The sequence below is a fragment of the Flavicella sediminum genome (assembly GCF_006381105.1).
GTDB lineage: Bacteria > Bacteroidota > Bacteroidia > Flavobacteriales > Flavobacteriaceae > Flavicella > Flavicella sediminum.
On sequence record NZ_VDET01000002.1, the window covers coordinates 622,468 to 640,622 of the forward strand.

The 18,155-nt window shown below is 35.7% G+C and carries 9 protein-coding genes and 2 tRNA genes; 7 read left to right on the plus strand and 4 right to left on the minus strand.

All coding sequences use genetic code 11. The features are described from left to right. Nucleotides 1-174 precede the first annotated feature (174 nt). Nucleotides 175-5,406 carry a T9SS type A sorting domain-containing protein gene (locus tag FGM02_RS03175; RefSeq protein WP_139956875.1) on the plus strand — a complete coding sequence of 1,744 codons (5,232 nt, stop codon included), beginning with the start codon at nucleotides 175-177 and terminating at the stop codon, nucleotides 5,404-5,406. Nucleotides 5,407-5,463: 57 nt separating this feature from the next. On the opposite strand, the gene FGM02_RS03180 is transcribed toward FGM02_RS03175, so the two are convergent. The 3 genes from FGM02_RS03180 to FGM02_RS03190 all read right to left on the minus strand — a co-directional run bounded on the left by FGM02_RS03180 (nucleotide 5,464) and on the right by FGM02_RS03190 (nucleotide 7,019). After that, nucleotides 5,464-6,570 (minus strand): glycoside hydrolase family 88/105 protein, encoded by a 1,107-nt coding sequence (locus FGM02_RS03180; protein ID WP_139956876.1) that lies wholly within the window; start codon nucleotides 6,568-6,570, stop codon nucleotides 5,464-5,466. A gap of 203 nt (nucleotides 6,571-6,773) precedes the next feature. Next, nucleotides 6,774-6,847 (minus strand) — tRNA-Ala (locus FGM02_RS03185). Between the two features lie 98 nt (nucleotides 6,848-6,945). Continuing rightward, nucleotides 6,946-7,019 (minus strand) — tRNA-Asn (locus tag FGM02_RS03190). A 215-nt stretch (nucleotides 7,020-7,234) separates the two neighbouring features. Between FGM02_RS03190 and FGM02_RS03195 the strand changes: the two genes are divergently transcribed. The 5 genes from FGM02_RS03195 to FGM02_RS03215 all read left to right on the plus strand — a co-directional run bounded on the left by FGM02_RS03195 (nucleotide 7,235) and on the right by FGM02_RS03215 (nucleotide 16,091). Further along, a complete protein-coding gene (locus FGM02_RS03195; RefSeq protein ID WP_139956877.1) occupies nucleotides 7,235-7,828 on the plus strand; it encodes a thioredoxin family protein in 594 nt (197 codons plus the stop codon). Nucleotides 7,829-8,618: 790 nt separating this feature from the next. Further along, nucleotides 8,619-11,360 (plus strand): 2-oxoglutarate dehydrogenase E1 component, encoded by a 2,742-nt coding sequence (locus FGM02_RS03200; RefSeq protein WP_139956878.1) that lies wholly within the window; start codon nucleotides 8,619-8,621, stop codon nucleotides 11,358-11,360. Between the two features lie 150 nt (nucleotides 11,361-11,510). After that, nucleotides 11,511-12,728 (plus strand): 2-oxoglutarate dehydrogenase complex dihydrolipoyllysine-residue succinyltransferase, encoded by a 1,218-nt coding sequence (odhB, locus tag FGM02_RS03205; RefSeq protein ID WP_139956879.1) that lies wholly within the window; start codon nucleotides 11,511-11,513, stop codon nucleotides 12,726-12,728. Nucleotides 12,729-13,097: 369 nt separating this feature from the next. Beyond that, nucleotides 13,098-15,200: a T9SS type A sorting domain-containing protein gene (locus tag FGM02_RS03210; RefSeq protein ID WP_139956880.1), complete on the plus strand. Its 2,103-nt coding sequence runs from the start codon at nucleotides 13,098-13,100 to the stop codon at nucleotides 15,198-15,200. A 252-nt stretch (nucleotides 15,201-15,452) separates the two neighbouring features. Then, nucleotides 15,453-16,091, plus strand: a complete 639-nt coding sequence (locus FGM02_RS03215; RefSeq protein WP_139956881.1) for a peroxiredoxin — start codon at nucleotides 15,453-15,455, stop codon at nucleotides 16,089-16,091. A 136-nt stretch (nucleotides 16,092-16,227) separates the two neighbouring features. Here the strand turns inward: FGM02_RS03215 and FGM02_RS03220 are convergent, their stop codons facing one another. Beyond that, nucleotides 16,228-16,731 (minus strand): peroxiredoxin, encoded by a 504-nt coding sequence (locus FGM02_RS03220; RefSeq protein WP_208021467.1) that lies wholly within the window; start codon nucleotides 16,729-16,731, stop codon nucleotides 16,228-16,230. A gap of 124 nt (nucleotides 16,732-16,855) precedes the next feature. Between FGM02_RS03220 and FGM02_RS03225 the strand changes: the two genes are divergently transcribed. Further along, complete coding sequence (locus tag FGM02_RS03225) at nucleotides 16,856-18,130, plus strand: voltage-gated chloride channel family protein (protein ID WP_139956882.1); 1,275 nt, start codon at nucleotides 16,856-16,858, stop codon at nucleotides 18,128-18,130. Nucleotides 18,131-18,155 lie beyond the last annotated feature (25 nt).

Sequence of the window (18,155 nt, forward strand, 5' to 3'; positions counted from 1 at the left end):
GTATATTTGCACTAAATTCTCAGCCCCTATTATATTTAATTTATTGTTTCCTTAAACCCGTTTTAAGAAAACTAAAAATCAGAATGACAACTATCTAGAAAAACCTTTCATGATAGAGAAACTTCTGCTTTTTACAACAAGTATTATTTTGTTTAACGCAAAAAATTGTTAGTTATGTATAGTATTTTAAAATTAACGAAAACATTTGGGGAAATGTTTCGTTCTAACTTCGGTCTAAGAATCATTCTCTTACTAATTTCAGGAATAACATCCTTTTCAATACACGCACAGTCTTGCCCTACAGTTCAAAGCAATGGTGTTTTTAACCCTAGTGATGATGTAGTAATTACCTCTTACCATCAAAGTATTGCCAGAACGGCTAGTGGCGACTTTGTAGCATGGGGAGAAGACATGGCTGCCACGGGGAGTGACGCTACTTCTCTAACAGTCATAAATAGCACCAATGGATATAATTATGGAGGCACGGTCAGACATTTTGCACTCTCAGGAAACACTGATGGACAAGCATTTTTAGCAACCACTACAAGCCTATATGCCTGGGGAGGTACAGGAGAAGTTGTAAACACCAATTTTGTAACAGGCTCTGCTTTTGCTGAAATGAAAAACCTACCTTTTACAGGTGCCGAAATAAAAGATTTACACGCCAATTCTGATGTGCTTTTTGTAACCTTAAACAGCGGAAAAGTATGGGTAGCTTCATCAAATACAGCTCCCAACGGAAATACGAGTACCGATACTAGTATTTGGCAAAAAGTAAAAACAAATGCTACTACAGATTTAACCAACGTAAAACAAGTAACAGGTTCTAAAGTTGGAGGATATGCCTTGCTAAACAATGGAGACATATACGCATGGGGTAATCAAGTGTCACTAGGAAATGGTGCTTCTCCTCAAAATTTATCATATGCGACAAAAATGACAGCTCCTCCTGTATCTATCAGCTACATTGCAACCATCTTTGATAATGGAGGCGCTTCTGGTTTGCTAGCTTTAGGTACAGATAAAAAAGTATATGGTATTGGTGAAAGTACGAGTGAACAAATAATAAATTCAGCAACAAGCTCTGTTAACTCTTGGACCGCCATTCAAAAATCAGCAGGTGTAGACTTAACCGGAGTCATTTATCTAGCTACTTCTCACACCTCAGAAGAATACGCAAGTGCCGCTGTCATTGTAGAAGGAAACGAAGCTTCCAATAATAAAGGTATTTTATATTCTTGGGGAGACAACACCAGTAGTTACAATGCCATTGCACATGGAACAGATGACTTTATTAGCTACCCAAGCACACCTCCTTCTTTTACAGTAGGCTACGATGACCCTGCAGCAATAAGTGTTGGTGGCCATGCAATCACCTACTTTAACAGAGCCAATGGTGGTAGTATTTGTTTCGCTGGTCATATAACAAATGGTAGTGAGGGAGGATTAACTACAGGAGACGGATCTTCATTTGAATGTGTTGTTCCTAACGACATAGAATTATGTGGCATACAACAAACAATCACTGCTAATAATGATGCAGGAACCCACAACCAAGGTGCTACCGGAACTACTATTATAGACGCTTTAACAAACGATGTATTAAACGGAAACACAAACCCGACAGAAGTTACGGAGGTAACCGTATCACAAATAAGCTCTACAAACGCAGGGGTAACTATTAATAGCAATGGTCAGGTTAACGTAACCAATACAGTACCGTTAGGTACTTACACTATCGTTTATGAAATTTGTGAAGTAGGTATCGATTACTCGAACTGCTCGCAAGCAACTGTTACCATTCAAGTAATTGAAGATGCCGATGGAGATGGATTAATGGACGCTAACGATTTGGATGCAGATAATGACGGAATTTTAAACACCGATGAAGGACTTTGTACTCCTACATCTATTAACGGAGATCATGCCTATTCTTCTACTACTGTTTCTGGTAATGTTGACAAAGGAGATAAAGCAGCAACTGGCAATGGAGGTGACAAAGCCAAACTAAAAAGTGATGGCGCAAGTATTCGTATTAACTTAAGAAATGGAAACGTTATTTATGATGATCTTTTCATTAGCATTAGAGCTCGAAAAAAGGACAACAACAATAACAATAAAATGCAAGTCCAACAAAGCAATTCAACCTCTGGACCTTGGACAAACACGCAAGTATTTTCATTTGACGATAAAGACACCTATTACAACAAACAATATCAATTAAACGGAGACGCCAAATACATTTTAATAACTTATCTAAGAGAAAAAAAGGATTTAGAAGTTGACAATGTTAGCTATCCAGATTTCACTATCCCTTGTACCAGTACAGATACAGATGGAGATGGCGTACCTAATTATTTAGATTTAGACTCAGACAATGATGGCTGTCCGGATGCCATTGAAGCTGCAGTTCCTTCCGCTTTAAAATCAAGCGGAGTAAATGAAACAGATGGTATAGCTGATGCTACTGAAAACGCTGTTATTGACACTTCTTACGATGCAATAGGAACCAATGGTTATGCCAACAGCTTGGAAGACGTTGACACAAATGCTGCAAATACACTGAACACCTATACAACTACAAACTACAACACCTACGCAATAGACAATACAAAAAATGGCTGCGGAACACCTATGATTACGCAAGTTTACTGGAAAGGATCCGAAAAGATTATAGAAATCACCAATAACAATACCACTAAAATTGTAGTTCCATACGCAGCAAATGTAAATTTCTTTGACGGAGGTATAACAACCTCTAGAACAGCAACAGGTGTAAACAACTCAGAAATTGGAGCAGGTAATTCAATCTTGTTTGCTGCCTCATCCGGTTCCATTACCGCTCAAATAAAATCAGGTGTTTCTACTGTAAACAATGCGGGTGTAACTGCATTCGACAACTCTAATGATATTATTACTGTGTCTAGAAGTGGAAAAGCAAACCATACTATTGCCTGGGATTCGCGAATAGATGTTATTCAAAATTTAGCAAATAACACCTCTTTTGTCCGTATAGACGAAACTTTAATGCCTAACACAGATTATACCGCTAGTGAATGGGTAGCTTTTATTAATGACGACTTAGACCCTTACAGAGTATTAAACTTAGGTGGACCTGAAAGACACCCTCATGACCCATTGTTATCCGAAATTACTTCAGGCGTAAATACTGAAGCGAATGCCCTCTTAGGACTCCATCGATTTGGAACAACAACCAGAACAAGTAATAATTGGAACAATGGCTATCCAGACAGATCTCGTTTTGTTATTATAGATGAAAACTACAACCATTCTAGCGAAAAATTAAGCGCAAGGAAATTAAAAATAGCAAGCAACAGCATCTTTTCAGTAAGTGACCATCTATTAGTAGTAACCAATGATATTACCTTAACAAACACCGATGATCAAATCCGATTAATTGGAACGGCACAGTTGGTACAAACACATACTTCTAACACAAAAGTCTCTGGTAGCGGAAAATTACTGGTAGATCAAAATTCGACAATATCTAGCTTATACAGATACAATTATTTGAGTAGTCCAGTGAACACAACTGGAGAAACAACATACACCATAGAATCAGTATTAAAAGATGGTACAGCTGCCCTAGATGCCACTACACCTATTGGCTCCATAGCCAAAGACATCAATTTTATAGCTGGCTATGACGGAGCCACTACCGACCCTATATCTTTAGCAGATTACTGGGTATACACCTACTCACCGTCAGCTGATGGAAGATCTAATTGGCTACATAAATACGAAAACGGAACGATCCCACAAACAGATGGATTCATTATGAAGGGTCCTGGAAGAGCACAAAATTACACATTCGCAGGAACTCCAAAGGACGGAGACTTAAGTTCAAGTCCTCATTTAGGAGCCTATGAATCCTATTTAGTAGGAAACCCTTACCCGTCAGCCATAAGTGTTAAGAAATTCATAGAAGACAATATAAACTCAACTTCAGCAACTTTATATTTTTGGCAACATGTAACTCAAAAGGACAGTACCAGCACAAGCAGCTCTGGTCATAATTTCGCAGGCTATATCGGTGGCTATGCTACCAGAAACATCTCCATGGGTTTATCTGCAAATGACCCTACAAACGTAAGCGCTTTTGATATTTCTCTAGAAGCCGAAGACGCTTTTATAGATGGCTCTACAACTAACAACGGTGGAGAAACTGCAGTAGCAATTTCTGGATTTACAAACTATGTAGAATTCCGTAATATTATTAAAGGAGTTGATGCTTTAAAAATAAATTACAAATCCGATTCAAGTAAGAAATTCATTCTTAAAATAGACAATGTTAGCAAAGGAGAATTTACCCTACAACCAAGCTCCTCAACTTACCTAACTCACACTATTGACATTTGTGTTCAAGCGGGAAGCGACGTAACGCTAATATCCAACGACGCAAACACAGCCTATATAAATCTTTTACAACTAGCGGATGACGATGGAAATATTAGCTGCGTACCAAGTGCCGGAGGTTCTGATGCAAATTTAGTTCCGGGTCCTTATATTCCTATTGGACAAGGCTTCTTTATTCAAGGAGATGCAGATGGCGGACCAATCGTATTTAACAATAGTCAAAGAGAATTTAAAATTGAAGAATCTGGCACATCTGTATTTTTTAAAGGCTCAAAAAAATCTACATCAAAAACAGCTGCAAAGGTTTCAAGCTCTGAGTACGCATTGCCTTTTGTTAAACTGGGTATGGACTTTTTAAATGAAGAAGCAACAAGTATTCATAGACGTGTAGGCGTATCATTTCACCCAGGTAACTCTTTTGCTTTTGACAAAGGTTACGACAGTCAAGTGTACGATTTAGGACTTACTGATGTTTATTGGAATTTACCAAATGACGACACTAAATACATCATTGCAGGTGTACAGGAAATCTCACCCGACTTAGAAGTTCCGTTTGACATTGTTATGAATTACGACGGAAGTGTAGCCATACAAATAGATGAAATAGATTATATAGATAGCGATGTGTTTATCAAAGATAAGCTTACAAACAAAACATATCCGCTAGATGAAAACACCGTAGCCCTTCAATTAACAAAAGGAACACATACCGATAGATTTGCTTTAACTTTTAGTGGCACCGAATTATCCATACATGAGGAAGAAAACAATTCAATCAATAAAGATTTCATCGCTTTTACAGATAGATCAACGCGAGAAATTGTTATACAAAATCATGGTCAACAAAAAATACGAGCTATAGAATTACTTTCTATACTAGGACAAAAAGTGCTGCAATGGGAAAGTTTTGATTCTAAAACAATAGAACATCGACTCGCAACAAAGAATTTACCTAGTGCAGTTTACATAGTACATATTCATACTAACAAAGGCCGAATATCTAAAAAAATAATTGTCAAAACAGAATAACAACAAAAAAGCCTTAATCTAAAAATTAAGGCTTTTTTCTCAAATAGATTCTTGTATTTACTTAGCATACAATTTTAGCAATTCTGACCCTGCGCATAAAAAAGCACCGGTACCATACACTTCAGTTTTATCTTCCCAAGCTTGTCCTGGAGCAGCTCCGATTGGCTGCACATAGCCTAGCATTCCTTCAGAAGTTATATACCCCGTTAAAGCAGTCCATGCTTTTTGAACAGCAGGTTCATAAGAATCACGATCCAAAATTTCATTATTTATTCCCCAAGCCAAACCATAGGTAAAAAAGGAAGTACCACTTGTTTCTGGTGTCGGGTAAAATTCATCTCCTAACAAACTCATGGCCCAATGTCCTTTTTCTGATTGAATTTTCAAAAGCTTCTTAGCCATCTTCTTGTAAATCTTCAAAAAGTATTTGTACTCTTTCTGTTTTGGATCTAATTCATTTAAAATATTCACCAAACCTGCAAACACCCAACCATTACCACGTGACCAAAATATTTTAGTCCCATGATCTAGCTGATTTTCAAATCGTTCATCTCTATAATACAAACACTCTTTCCTATCAAAAAGAAAATCTGTCGTGGCTTTGTATTCCGAAACCATAAAATCTAGATAAACTTGTTTTCCGGTAATTTTATACATTTGAGCAAAAACTGGAGGAGACATAAACAAAGCATCACACCAATTCCATCTATCTTGATGAAATGGCGTTTTCCAATTTAATTTACTTTGCGAGGGATGGTAGATGATGAAATCTAATTGTTTTTGAGTAGACTTGAGCATCTCTTTATCTCCATATTTACGAAACAACTGACAATACAACTGACCAATCGTATGATCATCTGCATGGTATTTTCTAAAGTGTAAGTTCCATTGCTGCTCCTCTCCAATTCCTTTTAACCATTCGTAATATTTTTCATCACCTGCAATAGCTGCCCATTTTTCCATTCCTACATACAAAGCACCATTGGTCCAATCCGCAATATGATGTGGCTTTTTCCTACCACTATAATTCTCCTTAAAATTTTCTATTTGCCAATCAGCAACACGTTTCATTTCATTTTTAACCTGTTCTGGTTTTATAGCTTGTGCACAAACAACAGCAGGCATCCAAATTAGCGCAAAGACTAACAACAACTTTCTTTTCATATTTTTCTTTTTTTATAATTTGACCAAATATAAAAGAAAATATTTGCAAACACCATTAGATGCGGAGCTTACGAAAACGTCTAGCAGTTATCTGTTTATTAGGAAACGATATATGTGCAACCCTTTCTACAACCGAAACAAGTAAAAGGACAGAAAAAAAAACGTCCTAAAGAAAATTTACTTTAAGACGCTTATATTTAATGTGGAGAAGATGGGAGTCGAACCCACGACCTCTTGACTGCCAGTCAAACGCTCTAGCCAGCTGAGCTACATCCCCGAAAGATGTGGCTAATATAATAAAGTTTTGTTGTACGACTTCTAAAAAAACAATCCAAAACAAAAAAGAGCTACACTTCCGTGTAACTCTTTGTTTTGCTCCCCCTCTTGGGCTCGAACCAAGGACCCTCTGATTAACAGTCAGATGCTCTAACCAACTGAGCTAAGGAGGAATTTAATCCAGCAAACGTTTCCGTTTTGCGAATGCAAATATAACTATTATTTTAACTTTCACAAGCTAAAAAAACTTTTTTCACAGTAAAAAAAAACAAGTCCAAATTTTTTACTGGTAACCAATAGTTTACACAATTATAATTTTTATTATTTCATAACTATTTCTAAGTTGTAAAGAATAAAAATTACTCCGTCTAAAATCAAAATTATAAAAATGGACCAAATACTTCAAAAAAGCTTCAAAAAAGGAATTAGCTATCAAGACTATAGAAATCTAGTAAGCACTTTGGTAGAACAAAAAAAATCTACGGGAAACGAACAAAGCGACGATCTGTCAAATTACACCAGCTTAAACAACAGCCGGATGAAACGTCTGGACAAAACTCTAAAAATTTCGACAGAGAAATTAGAAAAAATCAAACAGAATAAACACAAACAAACCTGGTTATTAATTACAGAAAGTTGGTGTGGAGATGCAGCGCAAACAGTTCCAATGATCAATAAAATTGCAGAAGCTTCGGAAAACATTGATTTAAAAATTGTTTTAAGAGATGAGAATGACGAATTGATGCAGCAATTTTTAACCAACGGAAACAAAGCCATTCCTATTCTTATTGGAGTCGACAAAAAAACAAATACAGCCCTAAATAATTGGGGACCTAGACCTACGACGGCTGCCAAATTAGTAAATGATTATAAAAAGGAACATGGAGGTTTGGATGCGCAATTTAAAGAAGATCTTCAAAAATGGTACAACAAAGACAAAGGTCAAGATACTTTGGAAGACATACTTAATCTCTTTTTCTAAAAATAACAAGAATCCAATTCACCTTTACTATTTTAATAATGTCTTATTAAAAATTATTTGAACCCATTTACTCGAACTAATAGATTCTTAAATTCTAGACATCCTAAGCGCTTATTTCACTTAAACACGCACAATAATAAATACTTATAAATTTAATCGAATACTACTTGTTCCCAAATCTGAGTCTGAGCTTAGCTAAACGGCAGTTAAAATCACAACAATAATATGCACTAAAAAATATTTTAAGCTTCAAAAAATATCGTTATTTTAGCATTTCAAATAACCGATACAAAAATCACAAAATGGTTGCGTAAAAAAAGTATAAAATATTAAGAACCCCTAAGCATTACAAATAATTATTAATTCCCTAAATTAACATTATTTTGAAAAATTGCCCTAACTGTCAGTCTAAATTTAGACGAAGAATAAAGAGAACCAACACTTTACGATTAATTCCATTTATCAGACTCTATCTTTGTGAAAGTTGTCATGAAAAATATTATTGGAACACGCTTCTTAGAATTAGCAGTAAAAGAAAATCAAAATTTAAAAAAAAACTTTAAATAGGAACCAAATCCGACAATATGCTTGTTTACCATAAATAAACAAGACGTTTACTTACATAGAATATGGTCATTTGCTATTTTTAAATATAGAAATTAACAGAAAAAATAAAATCTGTTATATTTAATTGCATTTTTTACAAATCGTAAAGATATGAGCGGTCATTCTACGAAAACGTTGTATTTTTGCTAAGGTTTTCATTAAAACACCGAGTATTCTATAAAATATGGACAAATTTTCGTTCTTAAACGCAGCACATACAGGCTTCATTGCCGATTTATACGACCAGTATTTAATCAATCCTGATTCCGTAGAACCTAGTTGGAAAAGTTTTTTTCAAGGTTATGACCTAGCCAATGAAGAATACGGCGACGACAAGGAAAACACTAATATTGATATTCCTGAACATGTAAACAAAGAATTTCGTGTTATTGAATTGATCAATGGATATCGTTCTCGTGGACATTTATTCACGAAAACAAATCCTGTTCGTGAAAGACGACAATACAAACCTACTTTAGCAATCGAGAATTTTGGTCTATCAAAAGTAGATTTAGACACCGTTTTTAGCGCAAGTGAAATTCTAGATTTAAAACCTACAAAGCTTTCTAAAATTATAGAAACTTTAGAATTGATGTATTGCGACTCTATTGGAGTGGAATACATGTATATTCGAAACCCAGAAGAAATTAGATGGTGGCAAGAACGTTTGAACAAAAACAACAACCATCCTTCTTATAATGTAGATTCTAAAAAATACATTCTATCGAAATTAAATCAAGCTGTTGGGTTTGAAGATTTCTTACAAACAAAATATGTAGGTCAAAAACGTTTTTCTCTTGAAGGAGGAGAAGCTTTGATTCCTGCAATTTCTGTAGCATTACGAGATGCTGCCGAAAAATTTGGCGTAAAAGAATGTGTATTAGGAATGGCACATAGAGGTCGTTTAAATACTTTAACCAATATCTTTAAAAAACCTGTCCGCGATTTATTTTCTGAATTTGAAGGAAAAGACTTTGATGACGAACATATTGATGGTGATGTAAAATACCATATGGGACTTACACTTAGTAAGACTTTCCAAAATGGTGAAGTGATGAAAATGAACCTAGTTCCTAATCCATCACATTTAGAAACTGTTGCTCCTGTAGCAGAAGGTATTGCCAGAGCAAAAATTGACAGAAAATACAAAGGTGATGATTCAAAAATATTACCAATAATTGTACATGGTGATGCCGCCATTGCTGGTCAAGGAATTGTATACGAAGTAACTCAAATGAGTAAATTACCGGGTTACAAAACTGGTGGTACTTTACATATGGTTGTAAATAACCAAGTTGGATTTACAACAAATTACTTAGATGCACGATCAAGTACTTATTGCACCGATGTTGCCAAAGTAACTTTATCACCTGTACTACATGTGAATGCAGATGATGTAGAAGCTGTTTGCCATGCTGTAGAATTGGCCGTTGAATTTAGAATGAAATTCAAACGTGATATATTTATTGACTTGTTAGGGTACCGTAAATACGGTCATAATGAAGGTGATGAACCTCGTTTTACACAACCTAATTTGTACAAATCTATTGCAAAACATAAAAACCCTAAAGACATCTATGTTGATAAATTGATCCAAGAAGGATCGATTGATGCAGCGTATGCAAAACAAATAAAAGACGAATTTAAAAGTATGTTGGAAGAACAATTCCAAAAAGCAAAAGAAGATTCCACTTCTAAAGTGGTTCCTTTTATGCAACATACTTGGAAAGATTTTATTCGTGAAAAATTAGAGGCAATGTTGTCTCCAATAGATACAACATATCCTATTCAAAATTTAAAAGAAATTGCAAAAGTAGTTTCTACCGTGCCGGAAGGTGTGAAATTTGTAAGAAAAGCGGAACGTATTGTTAAAGGTCGTGATAAGATGGTTTTTGAAACCAACAAGCTTGACTGGGGAATGGGAGAAACTTTAGCTTATGGATCATTAATGGAAGAAGGATACAATGTCCGTATTTCAGGCCAAGATGTTGAGCGTGGTACTTTTAGTCACCGACATGCCATTTTACGTGATGAAATTACAGAAGACCGTATCAACCTATTAAACACGAACCCTAAAAACAAAGGTGAAATGTTTATCTATAATTCACTACTTTCTGAGTATGGGGTGCTAGGTTTTGATTATGGATACGCTATGGCAAATCCAAATACTTTAACTATTTGGGAAGCACAATTTGGAGATTTCAACAACGGAGCACAAATTATGTTTGACCAATATATTTCTGCTGCTGAAGACAAATGGAAACTACAAAACGGTATTGTTGTTTTATTACCTCATGGATATGAAGGACAAGGTTCTGAGCATTCATCTGCAAGAATAGAGCGCTTTTTACAATTATGTGCCGAAGACAATATGACCGTTGCAGACTGTACAACACCTGCCAACATGTATCATTTGTTACGTCGCCATATGAAACGTAAGCACCGTAAACCTTTAATTGTATTTACACCTAAAAGTTTATTACGTCATCCTAAAGCGGTAAACCCTATTGAAGAGTTTGCACAAGGAGGCTTCCAAGAAGTTATTGACGACACTATTGCACCAGAAAATGTCACTAAATTAGTTTTCTGTACAGGAAAATTCTACTATGAATTATTAGAAGAACGTGAATCAACAGAAAGAGACGATATTGCCTTGGTGCGTATTGAACAATTATTCCCTTTACATGAGGAAAAAATTCAAGCAGCAATTGACAGATATCCAAATGTGAAAGAATATGTATGGGCACAAGAAGAACCTAAAAACATGGGAGCTTGGAGTTATATGTTGCAACGATTTAACTTGGCAAAGTTAAGTGTCGCTTCTAGAAAATATTACTCAGTACCTGCTGCTGGTTCATCGGCTAGATTTAAACGAAGACAACGAGCAGTGATTGATATGGTTTTCAACCCAGAGTTAAATAAATAGACAGTTACAGGCATTCGCCTTTGATAAAACAAAAACGCTTCGACAAGCTCAGCGTACAATAAATAAGCACCCTGAGCTTGTCGAAGGGTAAAGAAATTAACAAACAAAATTGTTCTTGAAAAAAGAGCAAGAAATTTAAAATTAGTAACAATGATTTTAGAAATGAAAGTTCCTTCTCCGGGGGAATCAATTACAGAAGTAGAAATAGCATCTTGGTTAGTAGAAGATGGAGATTATGTTGAAAAAGATCAGCCTATTGCTGAAGTAGATTCTGACAAAGCGACTTTAGAATTGCCTGCTGAAGAAAGTGGAATTATTACTTTAAAAGCTGAAGAAGGCGATGCTGTTGAAGTTGGTGCTGTTGTTTGTTTAATTGACATGGAAGGTGCTAAGCCAGAAGGAAGTTCAGAAGCTGCTACTGCCGCTCCTGCAAAAGAAGAAGCTCCGGCTGCTCCTGTTGTAGAAGCTCTAAAAGCTACGGAAGCTGCAACTTATGCTACGGGATCCGCTGCTCCTGCTGCACAAAAAATTCTTGACGAAAAAGGGATTGACAATGCGGCTGTTGCCGGTACTGGAAAAGATGGAAGAATTACCAAAGAAGATGCTTTAAACGCAACTCCTGCCATGGGTACTTCTAATGGAAGTCGTGGAACAGAGCGTAAAAAAATGTCTATGCTGCGAAGAAAAGTAGCACAACGTTTGGTTGCTGTAAAAAATGATACCGCTATGTTAACTACGTTCAACGAAGTAAACATGCAACCTATTTTTGATCTAAGAAATCAGTACAAAGAAACTTTCAAAGCCAAACATGGCGTTGGATTAGGATTTATGTCTTTCTTTACTTTGGCTGTTACTAGAGCTTTAGAATTGTATCCTGATGTCAACTCAATGATTGATGGTGATTTCCAAATTAAAAACGATTTTGCTGATATTTCTATAGCAGTATCTGGTCCTAAAGGATTGATGGTACCTGTCATTAGAAATGCTGAAAACTTATCTTTTAGAGGTGTTGAAAGCGAAGTAAAACGTTTGGCCTTAAGAGCTCGTGATGGACAAATTACAGTAGATGAAATGACAGGTGGTACGTTTACTATCACAAACGGTGGTGTATTTGGTTCTATGTTATCTACGCCAATTATCAACCCTCCTCAGTCTGCAATTTTAGGAATGCACAATATTGTTGAGCGCCCAATGGCTGTTAATGGTCAAGTAGTTATTCAACCAATTATGTATGTTGCTTTATCATACGATCATAGAATTGTAGATGGTAAAGAATCTGTTGGTTTCTTAGTAGCTATAAAAGAAGCTATAGAAAATCCGATTGAATTGTTGATGAACAACAATCCTAAAAAAGCATTGGAATTATAAAATAATTCTTACAAAAGAAGACTCAATTTATTGAACTTCTAATTCCTACTTTATATAAAACCCCGAATAGAAATTCTATTCGGGGTTTTTCGTTGCTATAAAAACATTTATGAGTGATCATTTTTAAAGTTCAATCCAAAAAAAAACTAAAAACACCATTGTAAGTTTTTTGTAGAGCTGCAAAAACAATTACAACAACTTAACATCAACACAACATACAAGTATTAATGACTTAACAAAAAACGTTGAAACCCGCAATAATCATAGAAAACAATAGATTTTTTATCTGTAAAGCTTTTATACAGGCTTTTAATTAAAATTCACGAATTCATAGTATTAGCTTTAGTTATAACTTAAACCCAATATATTATGAAAAAAATTACACTCTTATTAGTACTCCTTTTGACAGCTTCATTTGGATATTCTCAAGATCCAACAACCACGGCACCCACACCAACCAGTGCTGCCATAGATGTTATATCTGTATACAGTGATGCATATACAAGCATTGCGACAAACTTAAACCCTTCATGGGGACAAGCTACTACCCAGTCAGAAATTGTAGTTAGTTCAGACCATATCATAAAGTACGCTAACTTGAACTACCAAGGTACAGAATACACAAACCCAACTGACGTATCTGCAATGGAATATGTTCATTTGGACTATTATACGACTGATGCTACTGCTTTTCAATTTTTCTTAATTGCAGGAGGTGAAAATGCATACGATGTTGCAGCAACAGATGGAATTACAACTGGGCAATGGGTTGGAATCGACATTCCGTTAAGTTTCTATGTAGAAGCCGGAAGAAATCTTACCGCTGCTTTCCAGTTCAAAACCGTAGGTAACGGAACACTTTATTTAGACAATATCTATTTTTGGAAAAACCCAGCTGCTGCAGGAACGGATGCTTCTCTTAGCGCACTAACTGTAGATGGAGATGCCATTTCTGGTTTCGGATCATTAACAACAAGCTATGCTATTGAACTTGCCGCTGATGCCACTACTGTTCCAACTGTTGTAGCAACTCCAACAGACGGAAGCGCAACTACCCAAATTACAAATGCGTCAAGCCTTCCTGGAGCTACAACAATTTTGGTAACCGCCCAAGATGGAATCACCACGAATACAGTAACAATAAACTTTACCTTAGACCCTACACCAGCTACGGCAGCTCCTGCACCAACACAAAACAGTGCTGATGTCATTTCCGTTTATAGCGACACATACTCTAGTAATGCGACAAACCTAAATCCTGGTTGGGGCCAAGCAACAACTTTCTCAGAAATTCAAATCAGCTCTAACAACCTCTTGAAATATGCGAACTTGAACTACCAAGGAATGGAGTACACTAGCTCAGATGTTTCCGCAATGGAATATATTCATTTAGATTACCATACAAATGATGCCACTGCACTACAGTTTTTCTTAATTGCAGGGGGAGAAAATGGTTATGATATTGCCGCAACAGATGGAATCACAACTGGACAATGGGTTGGTATTGATATTCCTTTGAGTTTTTATTCAAATGCGGGTAGAAATCTTGCCGCAGCCATACAATTCAAAACTGTAGGTAATGGAACAATATTTTTAGACAATATCTATTTTTGGAGAGCTACTGTAGATCCTTTAACTGATGCAACGCTAACAGATATACAAATAGATAGCGAAACCGTATCTGGATTCTCTTCTGCAGAATTAAACTATGACGTAGTATTGCCAAAAGGAACAACAAGTATTCCTCAAATTACAACAGCAACTAAATCGCAAAGTGGAGCTAATGCTGTAATTACACAAGCTACTCAACTACCTGGAGATGCGACTGTGGTTGTTACATCTGAGGACACCAATACCGTAAAAACATATACCATATCATTTTCTGTAGACACAAATACTCCCTGTGAAGGAAATTCAACTGAAAGTCAACAAGGAGAATTTGCCGTAGGCTACAATTATTCCTTTGAAACTTTAGGGAACGGAGATGTTCGTATTTCGTTTGAATTATTAGATGACGTAGAAGGAATTGTAGGTTTTTTATGGGAAGAAAGCCCGTTTAGTGAAACAGGTATGACCAATACATCTGGCTCTATTTATTCAGCAGATGTTTCAGGAAAAACGAATGGAGAAGTAATTAGTTTTGGATGTAAATTTGCATGGGCTGGTAGTTTTGGAATCACAAAATACTTCTCATATACCGTAGGTGACACTTGTTCTTTGGGACTAAATGATTACAAAATTGAAGGACTTGAAACTTATCCAAATCCAACCAACAATCAATGGTTTCTTTCTACCAAAGATCAAATTATGAAATCAATCGAAGTCTATAATATTTTAGGTGAAAGGGTTCTTTCATTACATCCAAATTCTTCATCAGCAACAGTTGATGCTTCCAACTTGACTTCTGGAATGTATATTTCAAAAATCACGACTGCATTAGGAAGTGAAAGCAAAATGTTAATCAAGAACTAGTAATTTTATACAACGAACAAATAAAAGTTCACTTTTATAATACTTAAATATAAAACCTCGAATAGAAATTCTGTTCGGGGTTTTTCTCTTTGTCTCATTTCAACAAAATTCAAAAAAATTTCCATTCAAATTCATACGAATAACATTTTACAATACTTTAACAAACTCAATTCTGTATGACCATGTTCAAACTAAAAAAACGCTTAACTTAGCTAGTCCAAATATTATTTCAATTTTAAAACATAAAAAACTATGGCAACATTAAGACTTGGAGATATTGCTCCAGATTTTACAGCAGAAACATCAGAAGGAACTATTAATTTTCATCAATGGCTAGGTGAATCTTGGGGATTGTTATTTTCTCATCCTGCAGATTATACGCCAGTTTGTACTACAGAATTAGGAACCGTAGCTAAATACACTGAACAGTTCAACCAAAGAAATGTAAAAGTAGCCGCATTAAGTGTAGACGGTGTTGAATCTCATAAAGGTTGGATCAAAGACATCAATGAAACTCAAAACACAACGGTCAACTTTCCAATCATTGCAGATGAGGATAAAAAAGTAGCTAATTTGTACGATATGATTCACCCAAAAGCAGACAATAACCTAACGGTTCGTTCTGTGTTTATCATCGCACCAGATAAAACCATCAAATTAATGATTACCTACCCTGCTTCAACAGGACGTAATTTTGATGAATTGATTCGAGTTATTGATTCTTTACAATTAACGGCTTACCATAAAGTAGCCACTCCTGCCAATTGGCAAGACGGTGATGACTGTGTGGTAGTGCCAGCAATTAAAACAGAAGATATTGCAGCCATTTTTCCTAAAGGATTTACTGAAGTAAAACCTTATTTAAGAATGACTCCGCAACCGAATAAATAATACATTTACTGCTTATTTTAAAATATCCCTTAATGAAACACATTAAGGGATATTTATTTTTACTACATATATTTTTGTATGACTTCTTTAACGGTTTGACTGTCCTCTGCAGCTTTCACTGCATTGTTTTTATAAATCAATTTCCCTTTCTATCAAAAACAAAGGTCCAACGTGATGTGGTTACATTTCTTTTTAAGAACACTTCCAAACCATCCAATTCTCTTTTAATACTTCGCTCCCCTAGTTTTGATGGTACGCCAAATAATTTCGCAATCACACCATCTGCATCAGAAAGCAACGGAAAATTTAAATTGTAAGCATCTCTAAAATGTGCTAAATTTTTTACTTCATCTCCACTTACCCCAATTACTTGTACGTTCAAAGCATCGAAACTTGCTTTGTCATCTCTATAAGCACAAGCTTGTTTGGTACAACCACCTGTCATGGCGGCCGGGTAAAAATACACCACCAAAAAATCAGACTTTACATTTTTTACCGATTTCCATTCTTTTCCTGAGGCGTCCAATGCAGAAAATTTCGGTATATTATCTCCTAAATTCAGTTCCTTAGTCTGAGCGTTTATTTGCAAACCTAAGAACAAAATTAACCCTACAAAAAAGTAGTTCATTCTATTTTTCATATTATAAAATTTATTAGCGAAACTACACTTTTTATTTCTTTTTTTAAACTTGCTCTTTCTGAAGTCCAAATTCAAATCAGCAAAATTTGAATACTTATATTTGCAGCATCAAAGTAATTGACAAATGAACGCCTTCAAAAAAAGAATTGCACTTTCCGACTATCCGAAACTAAGTATTTACCTACTAAAATGGTTAGCGCTAGCCATTGTTTCAGGAATTTTTGTAGGATCCGCATCTGCCTTACTTTTGGTTTCTTTATTTAAAGCTACGGATTATCGCGAAGCGAACCCATGGATAATTTGGTTGCTACCCATTGGTGGACTTATTATTGGTTTGTTATACCATTACTATGGTAAAAGTGTGGTAAAAGGAAACAACCAACTGATTGATGAATTGCACAGCCCAAAAGATATTGTTCCTTTTAAAATGGCGCCTTTGGTTTATATTGGAACCGTAATTACACATTTATTTGGAGGATCTGCTGGACGTGAGGGAACGGCTGTTCAGATGGGTGGCGCTATTGTTGACCAACTTTCCAAAATATTGAAATTCGGAAAAAATGATCGTAAAATTCTTATGGTTATGGGAATTTCCGCAGGTTTTGCTTCTGTTTTTGGAACTCCTTTAGCAGGTGCTATTTTTGCTTTGGAAGTTTTAGTTATTGGCCGCATGCGCTACGATGCAATTTTACCCAGTTTTTTAGCTGCCGTTATTGCCGATTATATTTGTAATTTATGGGGTGTTCCTCATACACATTACCATATCAATTTTGTTCCTGAGATGGGTGTTCTTGCTTTTTTTATAGCCATTGTAAGTGGAATTATTTTTGGGGTCGTTAGTACCTATTTCTCTAAAGGAATCCATTGGTTTCAAAACATTGCTTCAAAAATTAAATACCCACCTTTACGTCCTTTTATAGGCGGAATTATCATTGCTCTTTGTATCTTTTTACTAGGAACAACAAAATATATTGGATTAGGAATTCCTACCATTGTTGAAGCTTTTGAAACCCCATTGCCCTATTACGATTTTGCTATTAAAATTTTGCTAACCACATTTACCATTGGTGTTGGATTTAAAGGTGGTGAGGTAACTCCACTTTTCTTTATTGGCGCAACTCTAGGAAATGCTTTGGCTTTATTTCTACCCTTGCCCATGGCTTTATTAGCAGGAATGGGATTTGTCGCTGTTTTTTCTGGTGCCACCAATACACCAATTGCCTGTACTATTATGGGTATTGAATTATTCGGTATGGAAGCGGGCGTATTTATTGCCATTGCTTGTGTAACGGCTTATTTATTCTCAGGAAACACCGGAATTTATTCTTCTCAAATTATTGGTTCTGCCAAAAGTGATACTTTACAAAATACCGAAGGAAAATCGCTGAGTGAATTTTAAGAATTTATTTTTTCGACTCAAAACC

Excerpts from the sequence above, each read along its gene's own strand:
- FGM02_RS03175 (WP_139956875.1), top strand. The coding sequence starts at position 175 with ATGTATAGTATTTTAAAATTAACGAAAACATTTGGGGAAATGTTTCGT.
- FGM02_RS03180 (WP_139956876.1), bottom strand. The coding sequence starts at position 6,570 with ATGAAAAGAAAGTTGTTGTTAGTCTTTGCGCTAATTTGGATGCCTGCT.
- FGM02_RS03195 (WP_139956877.1), top strand. The coding sequence starts at position 7,235 with ATGGACCAAATACTTCAAAAAAGCTTCAAAAAAGGAATTAGCTATCAA.
- FGM02_RS03200 (WP_139956878.1), top strand. The coding sequence starts at position 8,619 with ATGGACAAATTTTCGTTCTTAAACGCAGCACATACAGGCTTCATTGCC.
- odhB (WP_139956879.1), top strand. The coding sequence starts at position 11,511 with ATGATTTTAGAAATGAAAGTTCCTTCTCCGGGGGAATCAATTACAGAA.
- FGM02_RS03210 (WP_139956880.1), top strand. The coding sequence starts at position 13,098 with ATGAAAAAAATTACACTCTTATTAGTACTCCTTTTGACAGCTTCATTT.
- FGM02_RS03215 (WP_139956881.1), top strand. The coding sequence starts at position 15,453 with ATGGCAACATTAAGACTTGGAGATATTGCTCCAGATTTTACAGCAGAA.
- FGM02_RS03220 (WP_208021467.1), bottom strand. The coding sequence starts at position 16,731 with ATGAAAAATAGAATGAACTACTTTTTTGTAGGGTTAATTTTGTTCTTA.
- FGM02_RS03225 (WP_139956882.1), top strand. The coding sequence starts at position 16,856 with ATGAACGCCTTCAAAAAAAGAATTGCACTTTCCGACTATCCGAAACTA.